Origin of the sequence: Synechococcus sp. R55.8, assembly GCF_047461895.1 — a bacterium.
Classification (GTDB): Bacteria; Cyanobacteriota; Cyanobacteriia; order Thermostichales; family Thermostichaceae; genus Thermostichus.
In genome coordinates this window covers 1-17,845 of the sequence record NZ_JANSIB010000034.1, presented here as the reverse complement: position 1 = coordinate 17,845, position 17,845 = coordinate 1, and the positions used below count along the sequence as shown (strand labels likewise).

18 protein-coding genes, 1 tRNA gene and 1 riboswitch are annotated in these 17,845 nt (G+C 60.9%); of the genes, 9 read left to right on the top strand and 10 right to left on the bottom strand.

The window, feature by feature from the left end:
• The first annotated feature begins 74 nt into the window (after positions 1-74).
• Positions 75-1,040, top strand: coding sequence for an LPS export ABC transporter periplasmic protein LptC (lptC, locus tag NW829_RS05200; protein WP_414416588.1), 966 nt, complete (start codon positions 75-77; stop codon positions 1,038-1,040).
• A gap of 83 nt (positions 1,041-1,123) precedes the next feature.
• Positions 1,124-2,899, top strand: coding sequence for a sulfatase (locus tag NW829_RS05195; RefSeq protein WP_414416587.1), 1,776 nt, complete (start codon positions 1,124-1,126; stop codon positions 2,897-2,899).
• Positions 2,900-2,911: 12 nt separating this feature from the next.
• Here NW829_RS05195 and NW829_RS05190 read toward each other — a convergent pair whose 3' ends face one another.
• Positions 2,912-3,406: a DUF3531 family protein gene (locus NW829_RS05190; RefSeq protein WP_414343673.1), complete on the bottom strand. Its 495-nt coding sequence runs from the start codon at positions 3,404-3,406 to the stop codon at positions 2,912-2,914.
• A 321-nt stretch (positions 3,407-3,727) separates the two neighbouring features.
• Here NW829_RS05190 and fabG point away from each other — a divergent pair, with 321 nt between their 5' ends.
• A complete protein-coding gene (fabG, locus tag NW829_RS05185; protein ID WP_011433672.1) occupies positions 3,728-4,489 on the top strand; it encodes a 3-oxoacyl-[acyl-carrier-protein] reductase in 762 nt (253 codons plus the stop codon).
• 5 nt (positions 4,490-4,494) lie between these two features.
• Here the strand turns inward: fabG and NW829_RS05180 are convergent, their stop codons facing one another.
• The 6 genes from NW829_RS05180 to ssuE form a co-directional block, all read right to left on the bottom strand.
• Positions 4,495-6,138, bottom strand: coding sequence for a gamma-glutamyltransferase family protein (locus NW829_RS05180; RefSeq protein ID WP_414416586.1), 1,644 nt, complete (start codon positions 6,136-6,138; stop codon positions 4,495-4,497).
• A 37-nt stretch (positions 6,139-6,175) separates the two neighbouring features.
• Positions 6,176-6,910: an HAD family hydrolase gene (locus tag NW829_RS05175; protein WP_414343669.1), complete on the bottom strand. Its 735-nt coding sequence runs from the start codon at positions 6,908-6,910 to the stop codon at positions 6,176-6,178.
• A gap of 66 nt (positions 6,911-6,976) precedes the next feature.
• Positions 6,977-7,630, bottom strand: a complete 654-nt coding sequence (locus NW829_RS05170) for a YqiA/YcfP family alpha/beta fold hydrolase (RefSeq protein WP_414416585.1) — start codon at positions 7,628-7,630, stop codon at positions 6,977-6,979.
• A gap of 12 nt (positions 7,631-7,642) precedes the next feature.
• Entirely contained in the window at positions 7,643-7,882 is a 240-nt protein-coding gene (secG, locus tag NW829_RS05165; RefSeq protein ID WP_011433676.1) for a preprotein translocase subunit SecG, read from the bottom strand.
• 292 nt (positions 7,883-8,174) lie between these two features.
• Complete coding sequence (locus NW829_RS05160) at positions 8,175-8,348, bottom strand: DUF4278 domain-containing protein (protein ID WP_083757650.1); 174 nt, start codon at positions 8,346-8,348, stop codon at positions 8,175-8,177.
• Between the two features lie 79 nt (positions 8,349-8,427).
• Positions 8,428-8,509, bottom strand: a riboswitch (Glutamine riboswitch).
• Positions 8,510-8,740: 231 nt separating this feature from the next.
• Positions 8,741-9,268: an NADPH-dependent FMN reductase gene (ssuE, locus tag NW829_RS05155; RefSeq protein ID WP_414409402.1), complete on the bottom strand. Its 528-nt coding sequence runs from the start codon at positions 9,266-9,268 to the stop codon at positions 8,741-8,743.
• 233 nt (positions 9,269-9,501) lie between these two features.
• Here ssuE and NW829_RS05150 point away from each other — a divergent pair.
• Both NW829_RS05150 and NW829_RS05145 read left to right on the top strand, forming a co-directional pair.
• Positions 9,502-9,573: transfer RNA gene (locus NW829_RS05150), tRNA-Gly, on the top strand.
• Positions 9,574-9,662: 89 nt separating this feature from the next.
• On the top strand, positions 9,663-10,106 hold the full coding sequence (locus tag NW829_RS05145; protein WP_414331397.1) for a DUF29 domain-containing protein: 444 nt from the start codon (positions 9,663-9,665) through the stop codon (positions 10,104-10,106).
• Positions 10,107-10,111: 5 nt separating this feature from the next.
• Here NW829_RS05145 and nusB read toward each other — a convergent pair whose 3' ends face one another.
• From nusB to NW829_RS05130, 3 genes are all read right to left on the bottom strand, one after another.
• Positions 10,112-10,987 (bottom strand): transcription antitermination factor NusB, encoded by an 876-nt coding sequence (nusB, locus tag NW829_RS05140; RefSeq protein ID WP_414331399.1) that lies wholly within the window; start codon positions 10,985-10,987, stop codon positions 10,112-10,114.
• A gap of 119 nt (positions 10,988-11,106) precedes the next feature.
• Positions 11,107-13,266 carry an ATP-dependent helicase gene (locus NW829_RS05135; protein ID WP_414412973.1) on the bottom strand — a complete coding sequence of 720 codons (2,160 nt, stop codon included), beginning with the start codon at positions 13,264-13,266 and terminating at the stop codon, positions 11,107-11,109.
• Positions 13,267-13,277: 11 nt separating this feature from the next.
• Positions 13,278-14,138, bottom strand: a complete 861-nt coding sequence (locus tag NW829_RS05130) for a Cof-type HAD-IIB family hydrolase (RefSeq protein ID WP_414416584.1) — start codon at positions 14,136-14,138, stop codon at positions 13,278-13,280.
• A gap of 201 nt (positions 14,139-14,339) precedes the next feature.
• Between NW829_RS05130 and NW829_RS05125 the strand changes: the two genes are divergently transcribed.
• From NW829_RS05125 to NW829_RS05110, 4 genes are all read left to right on the top strand, one after another.
• Positions 14,340-15,293: a DUF1517 domain-containing protein gene (locus NW829_RS05125; protein WP_414416583.1), complete on the top strand. Its 954-nt coding sequence runs from the start codon at positions 14,340-14,342 to the stop codon at positions 15,291-15,293.
• Between the two features lie 82 nt (positions 15,294-15,375).
• Positions 15,376-16,131: a hypothetical protein gene (locus NW829_RS05120; RefSeq protein ID WP_414330350.1), complete on the top strand. Its 756-nt coding sequence runs from the start codon at positions 15,376-15,378 to the stop codon at positions 16,129-16,131.
• A 181-nt stretch (positions 16,132-16,312) separates the two neighbouring features.
• Positions 16,313-16,978 carry a peptidylprolyl isomerase gene (locus NW829_RS05115; protein ID WP_414416582.1) on the top strand — a complete coding sequence of 222 codons (666 nt, stop codon included), beginning with the start codon at positions 16,313-16,315 and terminating at the stop codon, positions 16,976-16,978.
• 106 nt (positions 16,979-17,084) lie between these two features.
• A complete protein-coding gene (locus NW829_RS05110; protein WP_414343657.1) occupies positions 17,085-17,813 on the top strand; it encodes a HEAT repeat domain-containing protein in 729 nt (242 codons plus the stop codon).
• Positions 17,814-17,845: the final 32 nt, after the last annotated feature.

The following is a 17,845-nucleotide window of genomic DNA, read 5'->3' as shown; positions in this document are numbered from 1 at the left end:
ATACGGCTGATCGCGCCAGCGGGACGGAGTCCTAAGAAAGCTAGGGTAGGGGAGAAAGCCCCCAAGGAAGATCCATGCAGTCCAGGTCTTTGTCTGTCCTCCGTTTCCTGGCCGTTTTGGCCCTGCTGAGCGCGGGCTGTGGCGGGCCGGAGTGGGATCCCGATGCGCCTTCCGAGCCCATCTCCACCCCCCAGTTGATCTACGAAGACATCACCCTCACCCAAGCCAGGCCCGACGGCGGCATTCTTTGGCGCTTACAGGCTCGCCTGGCCGAATATGAGTCCCCCCCAGAAAATGGTGCCGCTCCTGTGCAGTTGGGATCCGCCCATTTGCAGGCCGTTGAGGGGGAATTCTTCGACGAAGACAACCGCGCCATCCGCACCCGCGCCGAGCAAGGCTCTGCCTACCCCGGCGAACGACGTCTGGAATTGACGGGTCAAGTCGAGGTGGAATCGGAGCGAGACAACCTGCGTCTGCAGGCCCAGCGGGTGGAATGGCTGCCGGAACAGCGCCTCCTCCAAGCTGAGGGCCAGGTGAAAGTGGAGCTGTTGGAGGGCCAGGGATCCCTGTGGGGGGATCGGCTGCTCGTTGATTTTGGCCAAGCCCAGATGCAGCTGGAGAACTGGGATCCCACTCAGCCGGTGCGGGCAGAGTACCGGGATCCGGATCTGGAGCTGGCTGCCAGCCGTTTTCTGTGGCAATTTGGCGTCGGGGAAGTGCAGGCAGTAGGGTCTGTAGAGGTTTACGCTCCCTTACAAGCTTTGCGCCTCAGGGGCGAGCAGTTGCGGGCTCCCCTGCCTCTAACCGAGTTGCGCATATTGGGCAACGGGCAAGCCAAAGCCGAGCAAACCGGTCAAGAGCTGCAGGCCCAGGAGATCCGCTGGCGCATCGGCTCCACCCAGCTGCAGGCCCAGGGCAACGTGCGCTACCGCCAGCCCGGCCAGGCTTTGACTGTCAGAGGCAACCAAGGGATCCTGGATTGGCAGGCCAACACCGCTCGGATCCAGGGCAACAGCCAAACCCAGCTCACTTTGCCCTGAGGAGGCGGTGGGGGAAGCAGAAAGCTGGCCGAGAGCATGGCAGGATAGGGATACCTTTAAGGAAAAGTATCGGGTGAGTTGTGGTGAGCTTTGAGGACTCCGTCCGAGTGGCGCAAACAGGACATTCCCCCGCAAGGGCCGGCGCTGCTGCCGTAGAACGCCCCAACATCCTGCTGATCGTGCTGGATACCCAGCGGGCGGATCGTCTCTCCTGCTATTGGTCAGAAGCGGAGCGTGCCCGCCAACTGCCCACCAGCCCCAACCTGGATCGGCTGGCCGCCGAATCCACCCTCTTCGAGCGGGCCATCGCCCCTGCCCAATGGACCATCCCCTCCCACGCTTCCCTGTTTACGGGGGAATATCCCAGCACCCACCAGACTGTCCAAGCAGATCTGGAGCTGAGCCCCGCCCTGCCCACCCTGGCAGAGCTGTTGCAGCTGAGCGGCTATACCACTGTGGGCTTTTGCAACAACCCTCTGGTGGGGATCCTGAAAAACGGCTTGCGGCGCGGCTTTGAAACCTTTTACAACTACGGTGGCGCTCTGCCCACCCGCCCCCCCGAAGGCACCCCCTTGCCCGCCCCCTTGAACCGCTGGCTGGCCGCCTACACCCAATTTTGGCGGCGGCTCTCCTATCCGGTGCAAAACGCCTTTGCCCGCTCCGACGCCCTCTTCCAGCTGGCGCTGCACCCCTGGTTTGCCTCCCTCTGGACCCGCCTGCTCAACTTCAAAGGCAACACCGCCGCCTCGATTGCCGACCTCAACCGCTACCTGCAGCAGATGGCCCGCCGCCGGTCGGATCCCGGAGCACGGCCCTTCTTTTGCTTTGTCAACCTGATGGAGCCCCATCTGCCCTACTGGCCGCCGGAGCCCTTTGTGCAGAAATACGCCCCCTATTTCAAAAGCAACCGCGAGGCCCGCGACTTTTTGCGCCAATACAACGCCCAGCCCTACCGCTGGATGGCGCCCCTGCCGCAGCCCCTTTCTCCACTGCAAGCGCAGGTGCTGCGGGATATCTACGATGCTGAGGTGGCCTACCAAGATCACCTACTGGGATCCGTCTTCGACACCCTGCGCCACACCGGCCTGGAGCAGAACACGCTGGTGGCCATCGTCGCCGATCACGGCGAAGGCCTGGGAGAACACGACTTCGTCGGCCACGCCTTTGTGGTCTACGAAGAGCTGATCCGCGTGCCCCTCATCCTGCGCTATCCCGGCCACTTCCCGGCAGGAAAACGCATTGCCACCCCCGTTTCCACCCGCCGCCTCTTCCATACCCTCCTGGAAGCTGCCGGCTTTAGCCCCAACCTTTCCCCCAACGGTGCCCCCTGTGTCAGCCTCAAGCTCCGCCGCGAGGTCGCCCGCCTCAGCTTGGCCCGCACCTTGGCAGGGGAAGATCCCGAGCAGGGAACAGTGCTCAGCGAAGCCTTCCCGCCCCACCTCCTCATTCGGGCTATGGAAAGCCGTAACGACAGCCTGCTGCGGGCGCGTGCCTGTTACGACATCCGCCGTGCCCTCTATGAGGGGATGACCAAGCTCATCCAAACGGGGGATCGTCCCAGCCTCTACAACTTGGAGCAGGATCCGGCGGAGCTGCGGGATCTGCTTTGGGTCGGCGACGGGGATCCCGTGTCCTCTCTCCCTGATGCTGATCCGCAACGCTGTCACGACGGGTCGGCGGGGGAAGCCGGCTGGGGATCCCTTTCCCCCCAGGCTTGGCTGGCTCGCCTACAGCAGGGGCTGAGAACGTGGGTGAGCTGGGCAGAGTCCCGGCGGCCTAGCACGGCTCCTCGCAAGGTGAATGTGGAAAGCGATGCCGACTTGGTGCGGCAGATGCAAGAGCTGGGCTACTTGGAGTAGGCAGGGATCCCGCTATTCCAGCCCTCCTTCCTCCTCCCTGTGATCCCGCACATAGCCGTTTAGATCGTAGTCATCCATGTCATCCATCTCCTCCGGATCCGCCGTTGGCCAATCCTCATTTTGCCCGCCGATAATCACGCGGCTGAGGCCGATGTATTCCAGGCTGAGGGTGCGCAGGGCGTTGATCAACACATCCAGCGCCATCGCATCGGCGGTGCCCAGATCAAACCAGCAGCGGGCCCAGTTGTCCTTCTCTTCCAGGGATCCCATGTTGTGCATTAGGGAAGGCAAGGGATCCGATTCGTTGGGATACTCCAGATAGCTCAGATCCACCTCGGCCTCTTGGGCCACCAGGCGCTCGGCGTTAAATCCGCCCAGTTTGCCCAGCACGTACCACGACTCCAGCACCTCGTTGAGGTACTCCAGCTCAGCTTCGACCGGCGGCTCGGCAAACTCAAACCAGATCCACAGATTTCCCGGATCGCACTCGCGAAACTCCACTTGCATGGACAGTTCCTCTGCAAGGCCTACGGCCCGCTGACGCGATGGGGCCCAGCTTCTGATCTTAATCTGGCTCTGCTCACCCATTGGTGCAACGCCCAAAGCTCCTGCACTTTTGTGCCATGCGAATCCCTCCAGCAACAAATCTTGCCGTCAGGGTGGCCGCTTGGAACCACGGGATCCCTCCTGCCGAGGCCATCGGCGGTTAGGACGGACATGGCGCAGGCGGTTGCCGGGAAGTCCGTGGCAGCCAGACGGCCCCAAAGCATCCTATACTGTTGCGGCTGTCCTAATCACGCTGTCCGAATCACGAGGAACCTGCCGCTTATGTCTGAGCTTCTCCCTTTGCCTTCCCTCCAAGACCGGGTGGCTGTGGTCACCGGAGCCAGCCGGGGCATTGGCCGGGCGATTGCCCTGCACCTGGGGGCCATTGGAGCAAAAGTGGCGATCAACTACGCCCGCTCCGCTGCCGAAGCCGAGTCCCTGGTGGAGGAGATCGCGGCCCTGGGGGGAGAAGGGATCCCTGTGGCCGCCGATGTGTCTTGCCCAGAGGCGGTGGAGAGCCTGTTTGCCCAGGTGATGGAGCGGTGGGGTCGGGTGGATGTGCTGGTGAACAATGCCGGCATGGCCCGCGACACCCTGCTGCTGCGCATGAAGCCAGAAGATTGGCAGGCGGTGCTGGATCTCAACCTGACGGGGGTCTTTCTCTGCCTGAAGGCAGCCGCCAAGATCATGGTGAAGCAGCGCCAGGGGCGCATCATCAACATCACCTCGGTGGTGGGCTTGGTGGGCAATGCCGGCCAGGCCAACTACAGCGCCGCCAAAGCAGGGGTGGTGGGCCTCACCAAGACAGCAGCTCGCGAGCTGGCCAGCCGCAACATCACCGTCAACGCCGTGGCACCGGGGTTCATCACCACCCAAATGACCGAAAAACTGGATCCCGGCCCGATTTTGGCGCAGATCCCCCTGGGGCGACTGGGATCCCCGGCAGAAGTGGCGGGGCTGGTGCGTTTTTTGGCGGCAGATCCGGCGGCGGCCTACATCACGGGACAGGTTTTTGCCATCGATGGTGGCATGGTGATGAGCTAGGCACTCTACCACGCCAGGGCTAGGCCATCGGCACGGGGTTCGGAAGCCGCAATGAAGTGATCCCCATCCCGCAAGAGGATCTGTCCCCGGCCAAAAAGACCGTAATCCTCTTCTGCCTCCACCACCTGCACCGCATGGCCGCGGGCGGAGAGTTCGCGCACCACCTGGGGCGGCACCGTGCTCTCCAGCGCCACCTGCGGGATCCCCTGATCCCACAGCACTCGCCAGCGGGGCGCATCCAGAGCCGCCTGGGGGTTCAGGCCGTAATCCACCAAGTTCACCACCACCTGCACATGACCTTGGGGCTGCATCGTCCCTCCCATCACACCAAAAGGGCCGAGAGGGATCCCTTCTCTGGATAGAAAAGCGGGGATGATCGTGTGGTAGGGGCGCTTGCGGGGGCCCACCTGGTTGGGATGGCCGGGCTCCAGGGTGAAACCCGTGCCGCGGTTGTGGAGAGCAATGCCCGTGCCCGGAACCAGCAGACCACTGCCGAAGCCATCGAAATTCGACTGAATCAAAGACACCATCAACTCACCATCAGCTGCAGCCAGATAAACCGTTCCCCCCTCCGGCAGCCCTGGCTGGGCCAGGGGGATCGCCTCCCTCCCGATCAACTGCCGCCGCCGCTGCGCATAAGCCTTATCCAGCATCTGGGCAGGACTGACCCGCACATACTCCGGATCCGCCACCTGTCGGCTCACATCGGCAAAGGCCAGCTTCATTGCCTCAATCTGCAGGTGATAGCGCTCGCCGGCATCGTAGGAGATCCGACCCAGCTCAAAACCCTCCAAAAGGTTGAGCGCCATCAAAGCGGCAATGCCCTGCCCGTTGGGGGGGATCTCCCAGACGGTGTAGCCGCGGTAATCTGTATGGATGGGTTCCACCCAATCGGCCCGGTGCTGGGCCAAGTCAGCGGGGGACAGGAAGCCGCCCGTGGCCTCCGAGAAAGCCAGCAACTTCTCCGCCAGCTCCCCCCGGTAAAAACTCTCCCCACCGCTACGGGCAATCTCTTCTAGGGTTTGGGCATGCAGGGGGCTGCTCCAGCGCTCTCCAGCCCGTGGGGCACGCCCTTGGGGAAAGAAAACGGCCTTGAAGGCGTCGTGGCGCGGATCTGGCAGGGGCAAATAGATGGACTCCGCCGCCTGCCACAGTTGGGCCACCCGGGGAGAGACCGGAAATCCCTCTTGCGCCAGACGAAGGGCAGGCACAAACAGACGCTCGAACGGCAGCTTTCCCCAGCGCCGGTGCAAGGTCTGCCAAGCGGAAACTGCCCCCGGCACCGTCACCGCTAACCAATCGTAGGGGGGGATCCGCCCATGGTCCCGGTACCGCTCCGGCGTCAGGGCGGCTGGGCTGCGACCGGAAGCATTCAACCCATACAGCCGACCCTTCTCTCCCCCCTCCCACACCAGAGCAAAGGCATCGCCGCCAATGCCATTGGAGGTTGGCTCCACCACCGTCAAAGCCACCGCCATTGCCACGGCTGCATCCACAGCATTGCCGCCCGCCCAGAACATCTCCATGCCCGCCATTGCCGCCAAAGGTTGGCTGGTGGCCACGGATCCCTGTCTGCCCATCACCACCCGTCGCCGCGAAGCAAACGGATAGCGATCCAGGGCCTGCCGCAAAAAAGTGGGTGCTGGCATATCGCTACGCGACGCTCTCGCGAATGGGCTGGGCTCCCTACACAGGCAGGTTATCGCTACGCGACGCTCTCGCGAACAGGAGTGCGGCCAACTCCGCAAAGCTGTCCACCACCACATCTGCCCCGGCGTGGCGCAGTTCCTCGGCGGTGAAAGCCGTGGTGAGGCCCACCGCAAAACAGCCAGCCCCCTTAGCGGCGCGGATCCCATGGGTAGAATCTTCAATCACCCAACACAACGCCGGATCCAACCCCACAGCGGCAGCCGTTTTCAGGTAAGGCTCTGGGTCGGGCTTGGCCCGCTGAATGTCTTCGGCGGTAATCACCGCGTCAAACCAGCGGTGCAGGTCGAAGCGCTGGAAAATCTGCGCTTGATCCCGGCGGATGGCCGAAGTGGTGACGGCCAGGGCAGAAAAGCGCTGGCGGCTGGCCGCCAAAAACTCCAGCACCCCCGGCACCAGGGGTACCTCTGCCAGCAGCTCGCCAAAAGCCTTGGCCTTTTCCTCGATCAAGCGCTGCACCAGCAGGGGCCGTTCTGCAGGTGGGGTGTCCGTCTGGTGTTGGACAAGGTACTCGAACATGTCGCGGTCGGTGCGCCCCTTGAACTGCAGGGAGATGGGGGCCAAATCCAGGGATAGGTGGCAGCGTTGCAGGGCAATGGCCCCGGCGCGGGCATGGATTGGTTCCGAATCCACAATCACCCCGTCCATATCGAAGAGCAAGCCGGCAGTCACGTCAGCCTTCCCCTGTTGTAGGCACAGCACTTTGGATTGCATAGACATTATCGCTACGCGACGCTTTCGCGAATGGGCAAGCACGGGACAGGGATCCCCTTAACAACCCTACTGCCCCGTCTCCATCCCCCACCCGCAGAAGCGGCTGGTGATCTGCCAGATGGGATCCAACACATCCGTCAGGGCGTGGTCACTCTCCACCGCCACCAGTTGGGCCCAGGGGCGACGGGCCACGTAGTCTCGGCTGGCTTGAATGGGGATGGTTTCATCTTGGATCCCGTGCACAATTAGGGTGGGCACAGGCCGTCGCAACGCCCCATCCGGGTAGCGTTGGGCATCGGCAACAAAGCCGTACTCCAAAGGGAGAGGGCGGCCTTCTCCGTAGTGAAACACCATGAGTTGTCCGGTTCGCTGCCAAGTCTCCACCGCCTCTGCCCCCAGCCGCGGCAGCCAATGGCCTAAAAAGCCAAAAGCCGGCGCCAAGAGCACCAAGCGCTGCACGCAAGGTTGTCGTTCGGCAACCCAAGCAGCCACCAGGCCCCCCAAGCTAGAGCCGATGAGGGTGACAGGGGGGTAGTTCATCTCGGCAAGCTGGCTGGAAACCTGCTGGATCTGGCGGGTCAAGGTGAGCTGGGCAAAATTGTCCTGGTTCAGATCAGGCACCTGAACAGGGATCCCCACCTGCTGCAGCCGCTGCCGAAAGAAAGTTGCCTTGGCCGACTGCGGCCCAGAGCCGAATCCATGCAGGTAAATGGCCAACACGGAAAGGGATCCCTATGGCCCTGTGGCTGCCGAGAGCCAGCCCGCCCCCAACACCACGCTGATGGAGAGGAAAAGGGTCGCTACCGTCCAGGTGATGCGGTTGAGGTTTTGCTCAGCACTCTTGGAGCTGGAGAACAGCTGGGCCTGCCCGCCAATGCCCGCCAACCCATCCCCCTTAGGGCTGTGCAGCAGCACCAAGATCACCAGCAAGATGGCCGAAGCCGACCAGAGAAACTCGAAAAACGCTTCCATCGCAGCGGATCCCCGTAGGGCAAGTTGCTAAGGCCATTATCGCTTGGAACCGCATCTTAGCGCACCCTGCCTCGGCATCGCTCCCATTTCAAACTCAACTCGTTCAAACTCAACTCGGCAGGCCCAGACCCATCTACTTGCTTCTCAGGTGGAACGGGTGCTGCTCCTTCTGGGGGTGTTGCTTTGCCTCAAAAAACGACCCCAAACGGGGCCGCTCGGTCTTTTCCGAATCTCTATGGAGATCTCCAGTGGATCCCCAGCTCACCTAGAACAAGGGTGAAAAGTATTCACCTCAGTAGCTTACGCCCCGGTAGGTCAGGGGCTGATGAGGGTGAGGCATCGCTTTCTTGCTGGTGTGGTGCACACAGAAGGTTTGACCGCGATACTGAGCCTGCAACTCCTCATCGCTGAGCTGAGTATGCGCAGGAACGTAGTCAAAGGTGTTGCCACGGAAAGAGAGTTTCATATATCGCCTCCATCAACGAAGGGTTGAGTTTGTTGTCGTTGGGCTCTACGCCACGGAAAGAGTGGCGCGATTCAGTTGAGGCGCGTTCCTTCGGGAAGACCCCTACTTCCGTCTCTGCACAGCTCCAGGCCACTGGTGAGCCAACTGCAGAGATGAACGATTTATCCTATGTCTGTATCATAACTTACGGTTTTGCAGGTTTTTTGGGGGATTTATAGAAATTTAATCCGGCCATACCCGCAAAAGGGATCCCTTGCCGTCGGCTCTTCCGCGGCTTCTCGGGCCTGACTGGGCAATCACCTATGCACTTTTCGGAATAGATTGCCGCAACCGGTTCCGGGCCCAGGGCACCAATCCCGTATTCGGCCAGTCTCCCGAAGTGCTGATTTCTTCTATCTCACCGCCTGCGCAAGTGCCTGCAGCCCTGCTCGCAGACGTTCCTCGATGTCGGCCTCTAGCTGTAGTGTTCCGGCAGCGTCCAACTGAATTTGAGAACTCAGGATATAAACCCCTCTCAGGATGTGGGTTGCCCCCATCACCGCCAGCACAGGTTTCATCGCAAAGTCGATGGACAGCAGATGGGCCAGGGTTCCCCCGGTGGCAATGGGGAGAATCACTTTACCGGTAAAGGCGTCTTGATCCAGCAAATCCAGCAGTGCCTTCAACACACCTGGATAGGAGGCTTTGTAAACGGGAGCAGAGATGACGATCCCGGTAGCTTGGGCCACCTTTTGCTGAATTGCCTTGAGTTGAGGGCTATCGAACTTGGCCAGTGCCAGATCCTCTGGGGGCAAATCCCGCACCGAAACAAACTGAGTGGTCAATCCCAGATCGGACAGGATCCCGGCAGCGTGATGTAAAACGGCTTCTGAGCGAGAAGGAGTGCTGGGACTACCGGAGAGCAGGAGGATGCTGGACATAGGCCGCAGACAGAATACTGCCTCAGTTGTACCAGGGATCCCACGTGAAAGATGATTAACCCACTCTCGCCCTGCCCCAGCATGCACGATAGCTTTGTCTCTCGACGTCATTCCCTGCTGGTCAAATTGCGGGCAAAATATGCCCCCCGACTCCCCACCTACTCAAGGGGTCGGGAACGTGATAGGTTAGATTCAGCAAGGGTTTCAGCTTGCTAAACTTGAGATTGATTTACGCGGGCGTAGTTCAGTGGTAGAACGCTAGCTTCCCAAGCTGGATGTCGTGAGTTCGAGTCTCATCGCCCGCTTTCCCCAACCAACCGGCAAAACCCGCTTTCCGCAAGCATTCCCGGATTTGGCCTAGTCCGGGAAATCGATGGGCTCAGGGTAAGGAAGCATGCAACTTTACGAGTACGACTTCTATGCCTGGACGCAAAAGCAAGCCGCACTGCTGAAATCGGGGCAGTGGGATCAACTGGATATCGCCAACTTGGTGGAGGAAATCGAGGCTTTGGGCAGGCAAGAACGCCGGGAATTGCTGCACCGGCTGGGGATCCTGGTAGGGCATTTGCTGAAGTGGCAATTGCAACCCCACCTGCGAGGCAAAAGTTGGCGGGCAACGATTACTGAACAACGCCGCCAGATCCAGCGATTGCTCAAAGACAGTCCCAGCCTCAAGCCCGATCTTTCGGCAGCCCTGCAAGAGGCTCACCAGGACGGGATCCTGTTGGTGGTGAGAGAAACACCATTGTCTGAAGCAGATCTGCCTGCCCAGTGTCCCTACACATTTGAGCAGGTGATGGATCCCGACTTTTATCCTGGCAAGGAAGATCCCCAGTGATCTGCTCAGCCCCCGGAACCAGAACCAGGGAGGGAGGGATCCCGACCCCGGTGGGTCTCCATCTGGCTGTCCACTACCCGTCGCAGCACTCCGTTGACGAAAGCGGCGGCCTCAGGATCCCCGTATTTTTTGGCCAATTCTACAGCTTCGTTGATGGCAACCTTCACGGGGCTGCTGGCCAGTATTTCCATCTCCACCACCGCCAGGCGCAGGATATCTCGTTCGATCCGACCAACCCGCTGCAATTGCCAACCCACCAAAGCCTTTTGCAAACGAGCATCAATCGCCTCCTTGTGGGTTCGCAGGGCAGTTAACAGTTGCAAAGCGTAGGCGCGCACTTCTTGGGATTGGGCAATGTACAACAGTTCCGGCATGGACAGGGCAACGCCCACCCGGTTGACTGCTCTTTGGGACAACTGGACAACCTCATCCAAGATGTGGCGGACGCTGTGCAGCCGCTGTTCCAGGTGTTCTAAGGCTTGGCCGGCGTTGCCGAGGGCCACTTGCACCTGCTGGATTAGCTCCAGCAATTCCCCCCGTAAGGCATTGGGGTCAGGAACGTCCGCCTCCTTCAGAGTGATTTCCAGGCGCTGCAGGTGTCGTTGGGCCTGCTGAAGGCGGAGGGTGACGGAGCGGGATCCACCCTCTTCCTTGGGATCCGAATCGGCCAACAATAGAGGATCGCTCTCGTGCAACAAACGGTCGCTGCGCTGGATTTCCGCCGCCGCTGTGGAGAGGGTTTCATGGGTCTCTTCACTCAGGGCGCGGATGGCTGCCAGCAGCAAGTCCTCCAGTTGTTTTTCGCTCAGTTTGGCCGCCGTGGCTGGCAGTTGATTGACCCCCAGCAGGGCCAGTTCGCGGGCAATACGCCGAGGTTGCATTGCAGAATATCCATAGCTTCTGAAAGACTGCCCCATTGCCGCAAGGCGGCGCGCAAGCGCTATCGGGCTTAGCCATGCTAGCAGGTTGCCAATCCATGAAGAACGAGAGACTCACCCGGTCAACCGGCCCTAAAACTGCGACTTAACACCCGAAACACCAAAGATGAACTCTGCTCTGTGCCAAAGCGAGATTGGCTGGATACCGAGAGGGTGAGCCGTCGTTTGCTGCGGGTGATGCCCACATACAGCAGCCGCAGCCGCTCCGCTGCCAAGTCCAAAAAGGCTTGCTTGGTGGCCGAGTCGGCCTGCAGCTCCCAGCCGCCTTTGGGGCTGAGCTGTCGCAACTGAGCCAGGGCCTCTGCCTGCATATCCACTTCATCCAAAAACTTCAGCCCCAGGGTTCGCTCCCCGTACTGGGTGGGAAACTCGTAGGCCGACACTTGGGGGATGAAGACCTGATCCCATTCCAGCCCCTTGGCCCGATGCAGAGTCGTGACAGTGATGCTGCCCGGCTCGGGGTCGAAGGCGAAGATCTCCGAAGGCAAGTTGTTGAGGCGGTGATCCAGAATCACTTGAAATTCTTGGGCGATCTCCTGCCAATCGGTTTCGGGCAGGGATCCCAGCACCTGCTCCAGCTGATCGATTACATAGCGACCCACAAACAGCTCTTCCGGCTTGCGGTAGAGGCTTTGAACGATCACATTCAGCACCTCCGGCCAAGGGGAGCGCCCGGCCCGGAGCCAACCGGCAAGGGTGCGCAGCAGCCTGCCCAAGTTCTGCCAAGGCGGGCCATCGGGCAGAGCGGGAGCCTCACCAAAGTTGGGAAATAGCAGCCGCTCCGGCAGAGAGGCGCGGATCCAGCTCAACATCGGTCCCAGCTCAGCACGTGGGATCCCCGCCCAATCCGCCAAGCAATCCACAGCAGCAGCCAAGCGAGTGGGGGCAGTGGGCTGGGCAAACCAGTCGATGATTCCCTTGAGCTGCAACAACACCCGCCGCTGACTGGGACTGCCCCGCAACAGATCGATCACCCGCTCCGCTCCCATTTCCTGGAGATAGCTGAGGGCTTTGCCCCCCAGCTCGTTGGTGGTGACCAGAATGGCCACCGTTTGGCCGGGAAAAGCTTGGGCGGCTGCAATGGCCTGCCGCGCCACCTGTTGCAGCTCCTCTTCCGGGGATCCGACAACCCGCAGAAAGTCCACACCACCCTCGCTGGCCGGGGGGTTTTGGCCACCGGAGGTGGCCAGTTGAATGGGCTGGGGGGCCAGAGCGGTGCGCAAAGCCGGGATGGGGTGCTGCTGATTCACCCACTCCACCAGGCGGTTGGCCAAAGCGATGATCTGGGGGGCGCTGCGGCTGGATTCATCCAAGAGCACCACCTGAGGACTGGCCTGGCAAAAGGCGCGAAACAGCCGCGGCTCGGCGCTGGTAAAGGTGCCCATGATGCTCTGGTTGGGATCCCCCACCCGCACCAGGTTGCCGGTGCGTTGGCTGAGCAGCCGCAGCAGCTCTTCCTGCAGGGGGGAACTGTCTTGGGCCTCATCCTCGAACAGGTAGTCGTACCAGTTCTGCACCTGCTCCCGCAGCTCTGGACTGCCCTCGATCAAATCCACTGCTTGCCAGCCCAGGTCGTCGTAGTCTAACTTGCCCAGGCGACGCAATTCCGCTTGATAACCGGCGTAGATGGGAGCAGCCCAGCCCAGATAGCCCTCGCTGGGGATCACTTCTGGCCCCAGGCGCAGATTCTTGGCCCTGCTGATGACCACCTGCACCATCTGCTGGAAACTGCGCCGGAACTGGGCTCGGTTTTGGGCGATCTTTTGCGGGTTGTTGTCGCCGGGGATCAGCGGCTCCCAGAGCTGAGTATGGCGGACGAGCCAAGCGCGGCACAGGCGGCTGAGCAACCGCTCCTGTTCGTATCCCTCCAAAATAGACAGCTCCTCCCAACGGCTGGGGGCCTCCCGCAACACCCGCAACGACAAAGAATGCAGGGTAAAGGCCTGGGTAAAGCGATCCGGATACCCCGCCCGTTGCAAACGTTGATTGATGCGGCTGATCAAGTTGCCCCGCGCCGAACGCATGTAGGTGAACACCCCGATGCGCTCCGGTGGGATCCCCCGATTGAGAATTAAATCGGCGATCAACAGCTCCAGAATAAAGGTCTTGCCGCTCCCCGGAACGGCGGCGATCCCCAGCGGCCCCGATTGGTAGGCCAACGCCTGTTGCTGCGCCGGACGCAGGGTGACCTCAGGAAAGGGAGAAGAAGCCAGACCCAGCATGGGATCCCTGCCTAGCTGAGGATGAAGGTCTCGATGGCCGCCGCCACCCCGTCTTCTGTTACAGAAGGGGCGATCCAGTCGGCATGGGGCAACAGAGCAGGCGAGGCATTTCCCATCGCCACCCCGATCCCCGCATACCGCAGCATCTCAATGTCGTTGTCGCCATCGCCAATGGCCATCACCTGCTCCGCCGACAACCCCAGCATTTCCTCCGCCAAAAAACGAACGGCATTGCCCTTGTTCACCGCCGGATGGGTAGCCTCGAGAAAAATCGGCTCTGAACGGGTGAGGTAGAGCTGGTCAGGGGAATACCGCCGCCGCAGGGATCCCTGCAATTCCTGCAGGAACTCGGTATCCTCAGAAACAGCCAGGATCTTGGTGGGGCTTCGTCCGTATTGGGCGGAAGAGAACATCTGGAACGGCACCTGAGAGCGCTCAGCATAGGCCTGACTGAGAGGGCTCAGCTCCCGTAAGTAGAGCTGGTCATCGATGTAGAGGTGAACCCCCACCGGCTGATCCTGCAACACTTGCAGCAACTCCTCGGCCAGCGGCCAGTCAAGGCTCCAGTGCTTTAGGGTCTTTTGGCTGTCGGGATCCCGAATTAAAGCCCCCTGGTAGCTGCATAGGGGCATATCGGCCCCAATCGCGTAGTGGAACCGCTCGGCAGAACGATGCATGCGACCCGTAGCGATGGCTACTCGCACCCCTGCTGCTTTGGCCTTCTGAATGGCCTCCCGAACCGGCTCTGAAACCTGGTTGGAAGGCCCGGCAATCGTGCCATCGATATCCACCACCAACAGCCGAATCTGGGCACGGGGTGGAGAAGATGCCCGCTCTCTTTCCTCGGCTTGGACGTTAGCCTGAGTTTGCATTGCTGTTGTTTGCCCTCCTCCTGGCAACCTTCCAGACCGTAGCATGGCTCTGCCTCGATTGGTTGACGGTCATTGGCCGGCTCAGTACACAAAGAATCAACACAGAAGAATTGAACAAGTGAGATGGCCGGGTGGGGGATCGGTTTCCGCCCCTATTCCCGCCAACGAGAAAGCGTAGAATTAAGAAAGACTAGCCCCGTGATGGACGAAAACATTGTGATCATGCTGAAACGAATCGGTCGCGTCTGCCGGCCTCTGCTGGCCATTGCCCTGGCCTTGACCTTGGCCCTGGCTCCCATAGGCGCTGTTTGGGCACGCAGTGGCGGTCGCATTGGCGGCGGATCTTTCCGGTCTCCGACGTTCTCTGCCCCCCGCTCGATTGGCCCGCACTACTCAGCTCCTGTCTACCCCAGCTATGGAGGCGGCTTTGGTTTTCCGCTGCTGGTGCCCTTTTTCTGGGGAGGGGGGGGTGGCGGCCTGCTGACGCTGCTGCTCTTGGTTGGGGCAGGTAGCTTTTTGGTGCAGACGCTGCGCTCGGGGATCAGATCCGAAGAAGGGGACGATAGCATTGGGGTTCGCGATCCCCAGGTAACTGTTGCGCAGGTAAAAGTGGGACTGCTGGCCAGCGCCCGGCAACTGCAAAAAGACATGAACGCCCTGGCTCTGGAGGCGGATACTCAGTCGCCAGAAGGGCTGAGCCAACTGTTGCAAGAGGTCACCCTTGGCTTGATGCGCTACAGCGACTACTGGGCCTATGGCCATGCCCAAGCCGACAGGCTGCCCTTGTCTCGCGCCGAATCCCTGTTCTACCAAGCCTCCTTGCAAGAGCGCAGCAAGTTCAGCGTCGAAAGCCTCAGCAACCGCAACAACCAGATCCAACAAGTCTCCCAAGCGGCGCTGCAGCGATCTGCTGCTGGGATCCCAGATGTTGGCGAGTACCTGCTGGTAACTCTACTGGTTGCGTATCGTGGTAACTTGGGTACACTACCTGTAGTTAACTCCATGGCGGATCTGCGGCAGTGCCTGTTGCAGCTGGCTTCGATTCCGGCAGATCGGATTGTGGCCATCGAAGTGCTGTGGACGCCGCAGTTGGAGGGAGACACCCTGTCGGCAGAGGCGCTGTTGACCGAGTACCCGGAAATGCGGCTCCTTTGAGAGCCTTTGGGCGATAGACGGCAACTGTTGGCTGAGTGTCTCAACTCCTCGGGATCCCCGCCGCTCAGGCTAGGGAGGTTGTATGTCCGGGTTAGATGCTTCAGCGGGCAGAGGCCGTCGTTCCCCTTGGGCATGGTCTGGCCAAGTCAAGCAGGCAGATTCTCTGTTGGATGAGCTGTTCGAGGATTTGGAGAACAGCTTGGAAGAGGGGCTGTCAGAAGCCGGCGAATATCCTTACCTCGGCACACGGCCCCCACTGCCTTCCCGGCGCTTCTCTGCTGCCGGAGGATTACTGCTGGGTATGGCTTTGGCCGCTACCTTGGTGGCAGGGCTGGCTTTCTGGATGACCCTGCGCCCGCGGGCGGTGGTTTTTTCGCAGGCCACTCGGGATCCCTTGGCTGAGGCACCCAATTCTTCCCATTCCGATGCTCACCAGGAGCCCTTGCTTCCCACTGCTGCTGATGTGGATGAAAACCCCAAAGCTCCACCTGAGGATTCTGCAAAGGCTGTCTTGGTCGAACCGGCAAAACCGCCGACTGTTGCCGCTCCTCTTGCTTCAAGAGGGGCTGGTCTTCCCTCTCCCCCCAGGGTACCTGCGCCTCCGGTGCCAGCGCGGATCCCACCCCAGCCTCTGCCGCAGATGAAGCTGGTGGGATTGATCCACGATCCAGGTGCCCCCAAGGCTCTGATTTTGATCGACAACGTAGTACGTCAGGTGGCTGTTGGCCATGCGGTGAAAGCAGAGTGGCGGGTTACCTCCATCAGCCCCTACGGTGTGAGGGTGAGCAATGGCGCTCAAAGCGTCACCTTGCAGTTGGGACTGTCGCAGCGGATCTGAATCACCTGAATAGGGATCCCTGCTGGGTTGAGCAGCGCCTGGAGGGTGGGAGATTGGATTGAAGGAGGAGGGGCAGATGAAATTCGCCAAGCCGGGGCGAATAAACCGCTGCAGAGTGAGAGCGGGCTTGGTTTTGGCGTACCTCTGTCTTGGCCTGTCCGCTTGTCGCAGCACACCCCCCTTGTCAGAATCCACATCGGGGATCCCGGCGGCCTATGCTAGCCGCCCGCAACTGCAAGGGAAGGCAGTGGTGGAGCTGGAGGTGCAAACTGCTGAGGGGGTAGGCAAGGTGATCCTGGAGATCCACGGGGAAGCGGCACCCCTGACCGGCGGCCAGTTCGTGGATTTGGTTCAGCGGGGCTTTTACAATGGCCTCACCTTCCATCGGGTGGAAAAGGATCCGCAGCCTTTTGTGGTGCAGGGTGGGGATCCCCGTGGTGACGGTACAGGGGGTGCAACAGAGCCGGGGAGCAACCGCCTGCGCACCATCCCCCTGGAAATTCAGCTGCGTGGGGAACCCTACCCCCGCTACAACACCTTGATCCAGGATCCCGCTGCTCTGAGTAAGTTGCTCTTGCCCCATCGTTTGGGGGCGGTGGCCATGGCCCGTTCTAGCCCACTTGACTCAGCCTCTTCCCAGTTTTACATCACCCTCTCTGCTCTGCCGATTTTGGACGGGCGCTATGCCGTGTTCGGCTACGTCACCGAGGGGATGGAGTGGGTGGAGCGCATCCAGGTGGGAGATGTGATCCGCTCGGCGCGGGTGTTGGAAGGAGCGGACTTGCTTAGGGTGCCGGGATCCCACTCGGAAAGAGCAGATCAGGCAGAGGATCCCGGCAGTTTATGATGGGCAGCAACTCTGCTGCTGGTTTGGTTGTTGTGGCTCTGGCTTTTGCCTTGGGGAAGGGCAAGTTTTGCCCCCGTCCCCTCTGCCAACACCTGGGCACCCTTTCATGCAAGAAGACGCTTTTTCCCCCCTTGAGCCCCTAGACGAGCTGCCACCTCACTCACCGCCGGAGGTGGATGTGGAGCTGATGCTGCAGCAGTTGCAGGATCCGGATCCCTATTTGCGGATGCAGGCGGCCCGCGCCTTCTGTGAGATCGAAGAACCCCGCGCCGTTAAACCCCTGCTGGCCCTAGTCCGGGATCCCTGCCCGTTGGTGCGGGTGGGAGCAGCCTATGCCCTAGGTCGGAATCCGGATCCCGCTGAGGTGGAGGTGCTGATCGAGGGCTTGCGCTGGGATTGGAACGGCTATGTGCGCAAAGGTTTGGTGTGGGCGTTGGGCAATGCCAAGGATCCGCGGGCGTACCCGGTGTTGCTGGAAGTGTTGGCCGGGGATATCGCGGCAGTGCGATTGTGGGCTGCCAGTGCCCTCGGACAACTGGCCCAGGCGCAGGCGTTGCCCGGCCCGGCATTGGATGAGGTGGTCGCAGCTCTCTGCCGGGGCTTGGCTCAAGATCCAATCGCAGCGGTACGCGGCAACTGTGCCTGGAGCTTAGGGATCCTGGGGCAACAGGTGAAACTGGCTCTCGAGGATCCCATTGTTTACACGATGCTAACAAGGCAATTGCTGACCAGCGCCAGTCGCGATCCCGATTGGGGGGTGCGGGATGACGCGCGGCTTGCCCTACAAAAGTTGGCGGATCCCGATTTGCTGGAGCAACTGGATAACCTCAGCTGATCGTTATAGTCATTTTTAAACTAGATTGAGAC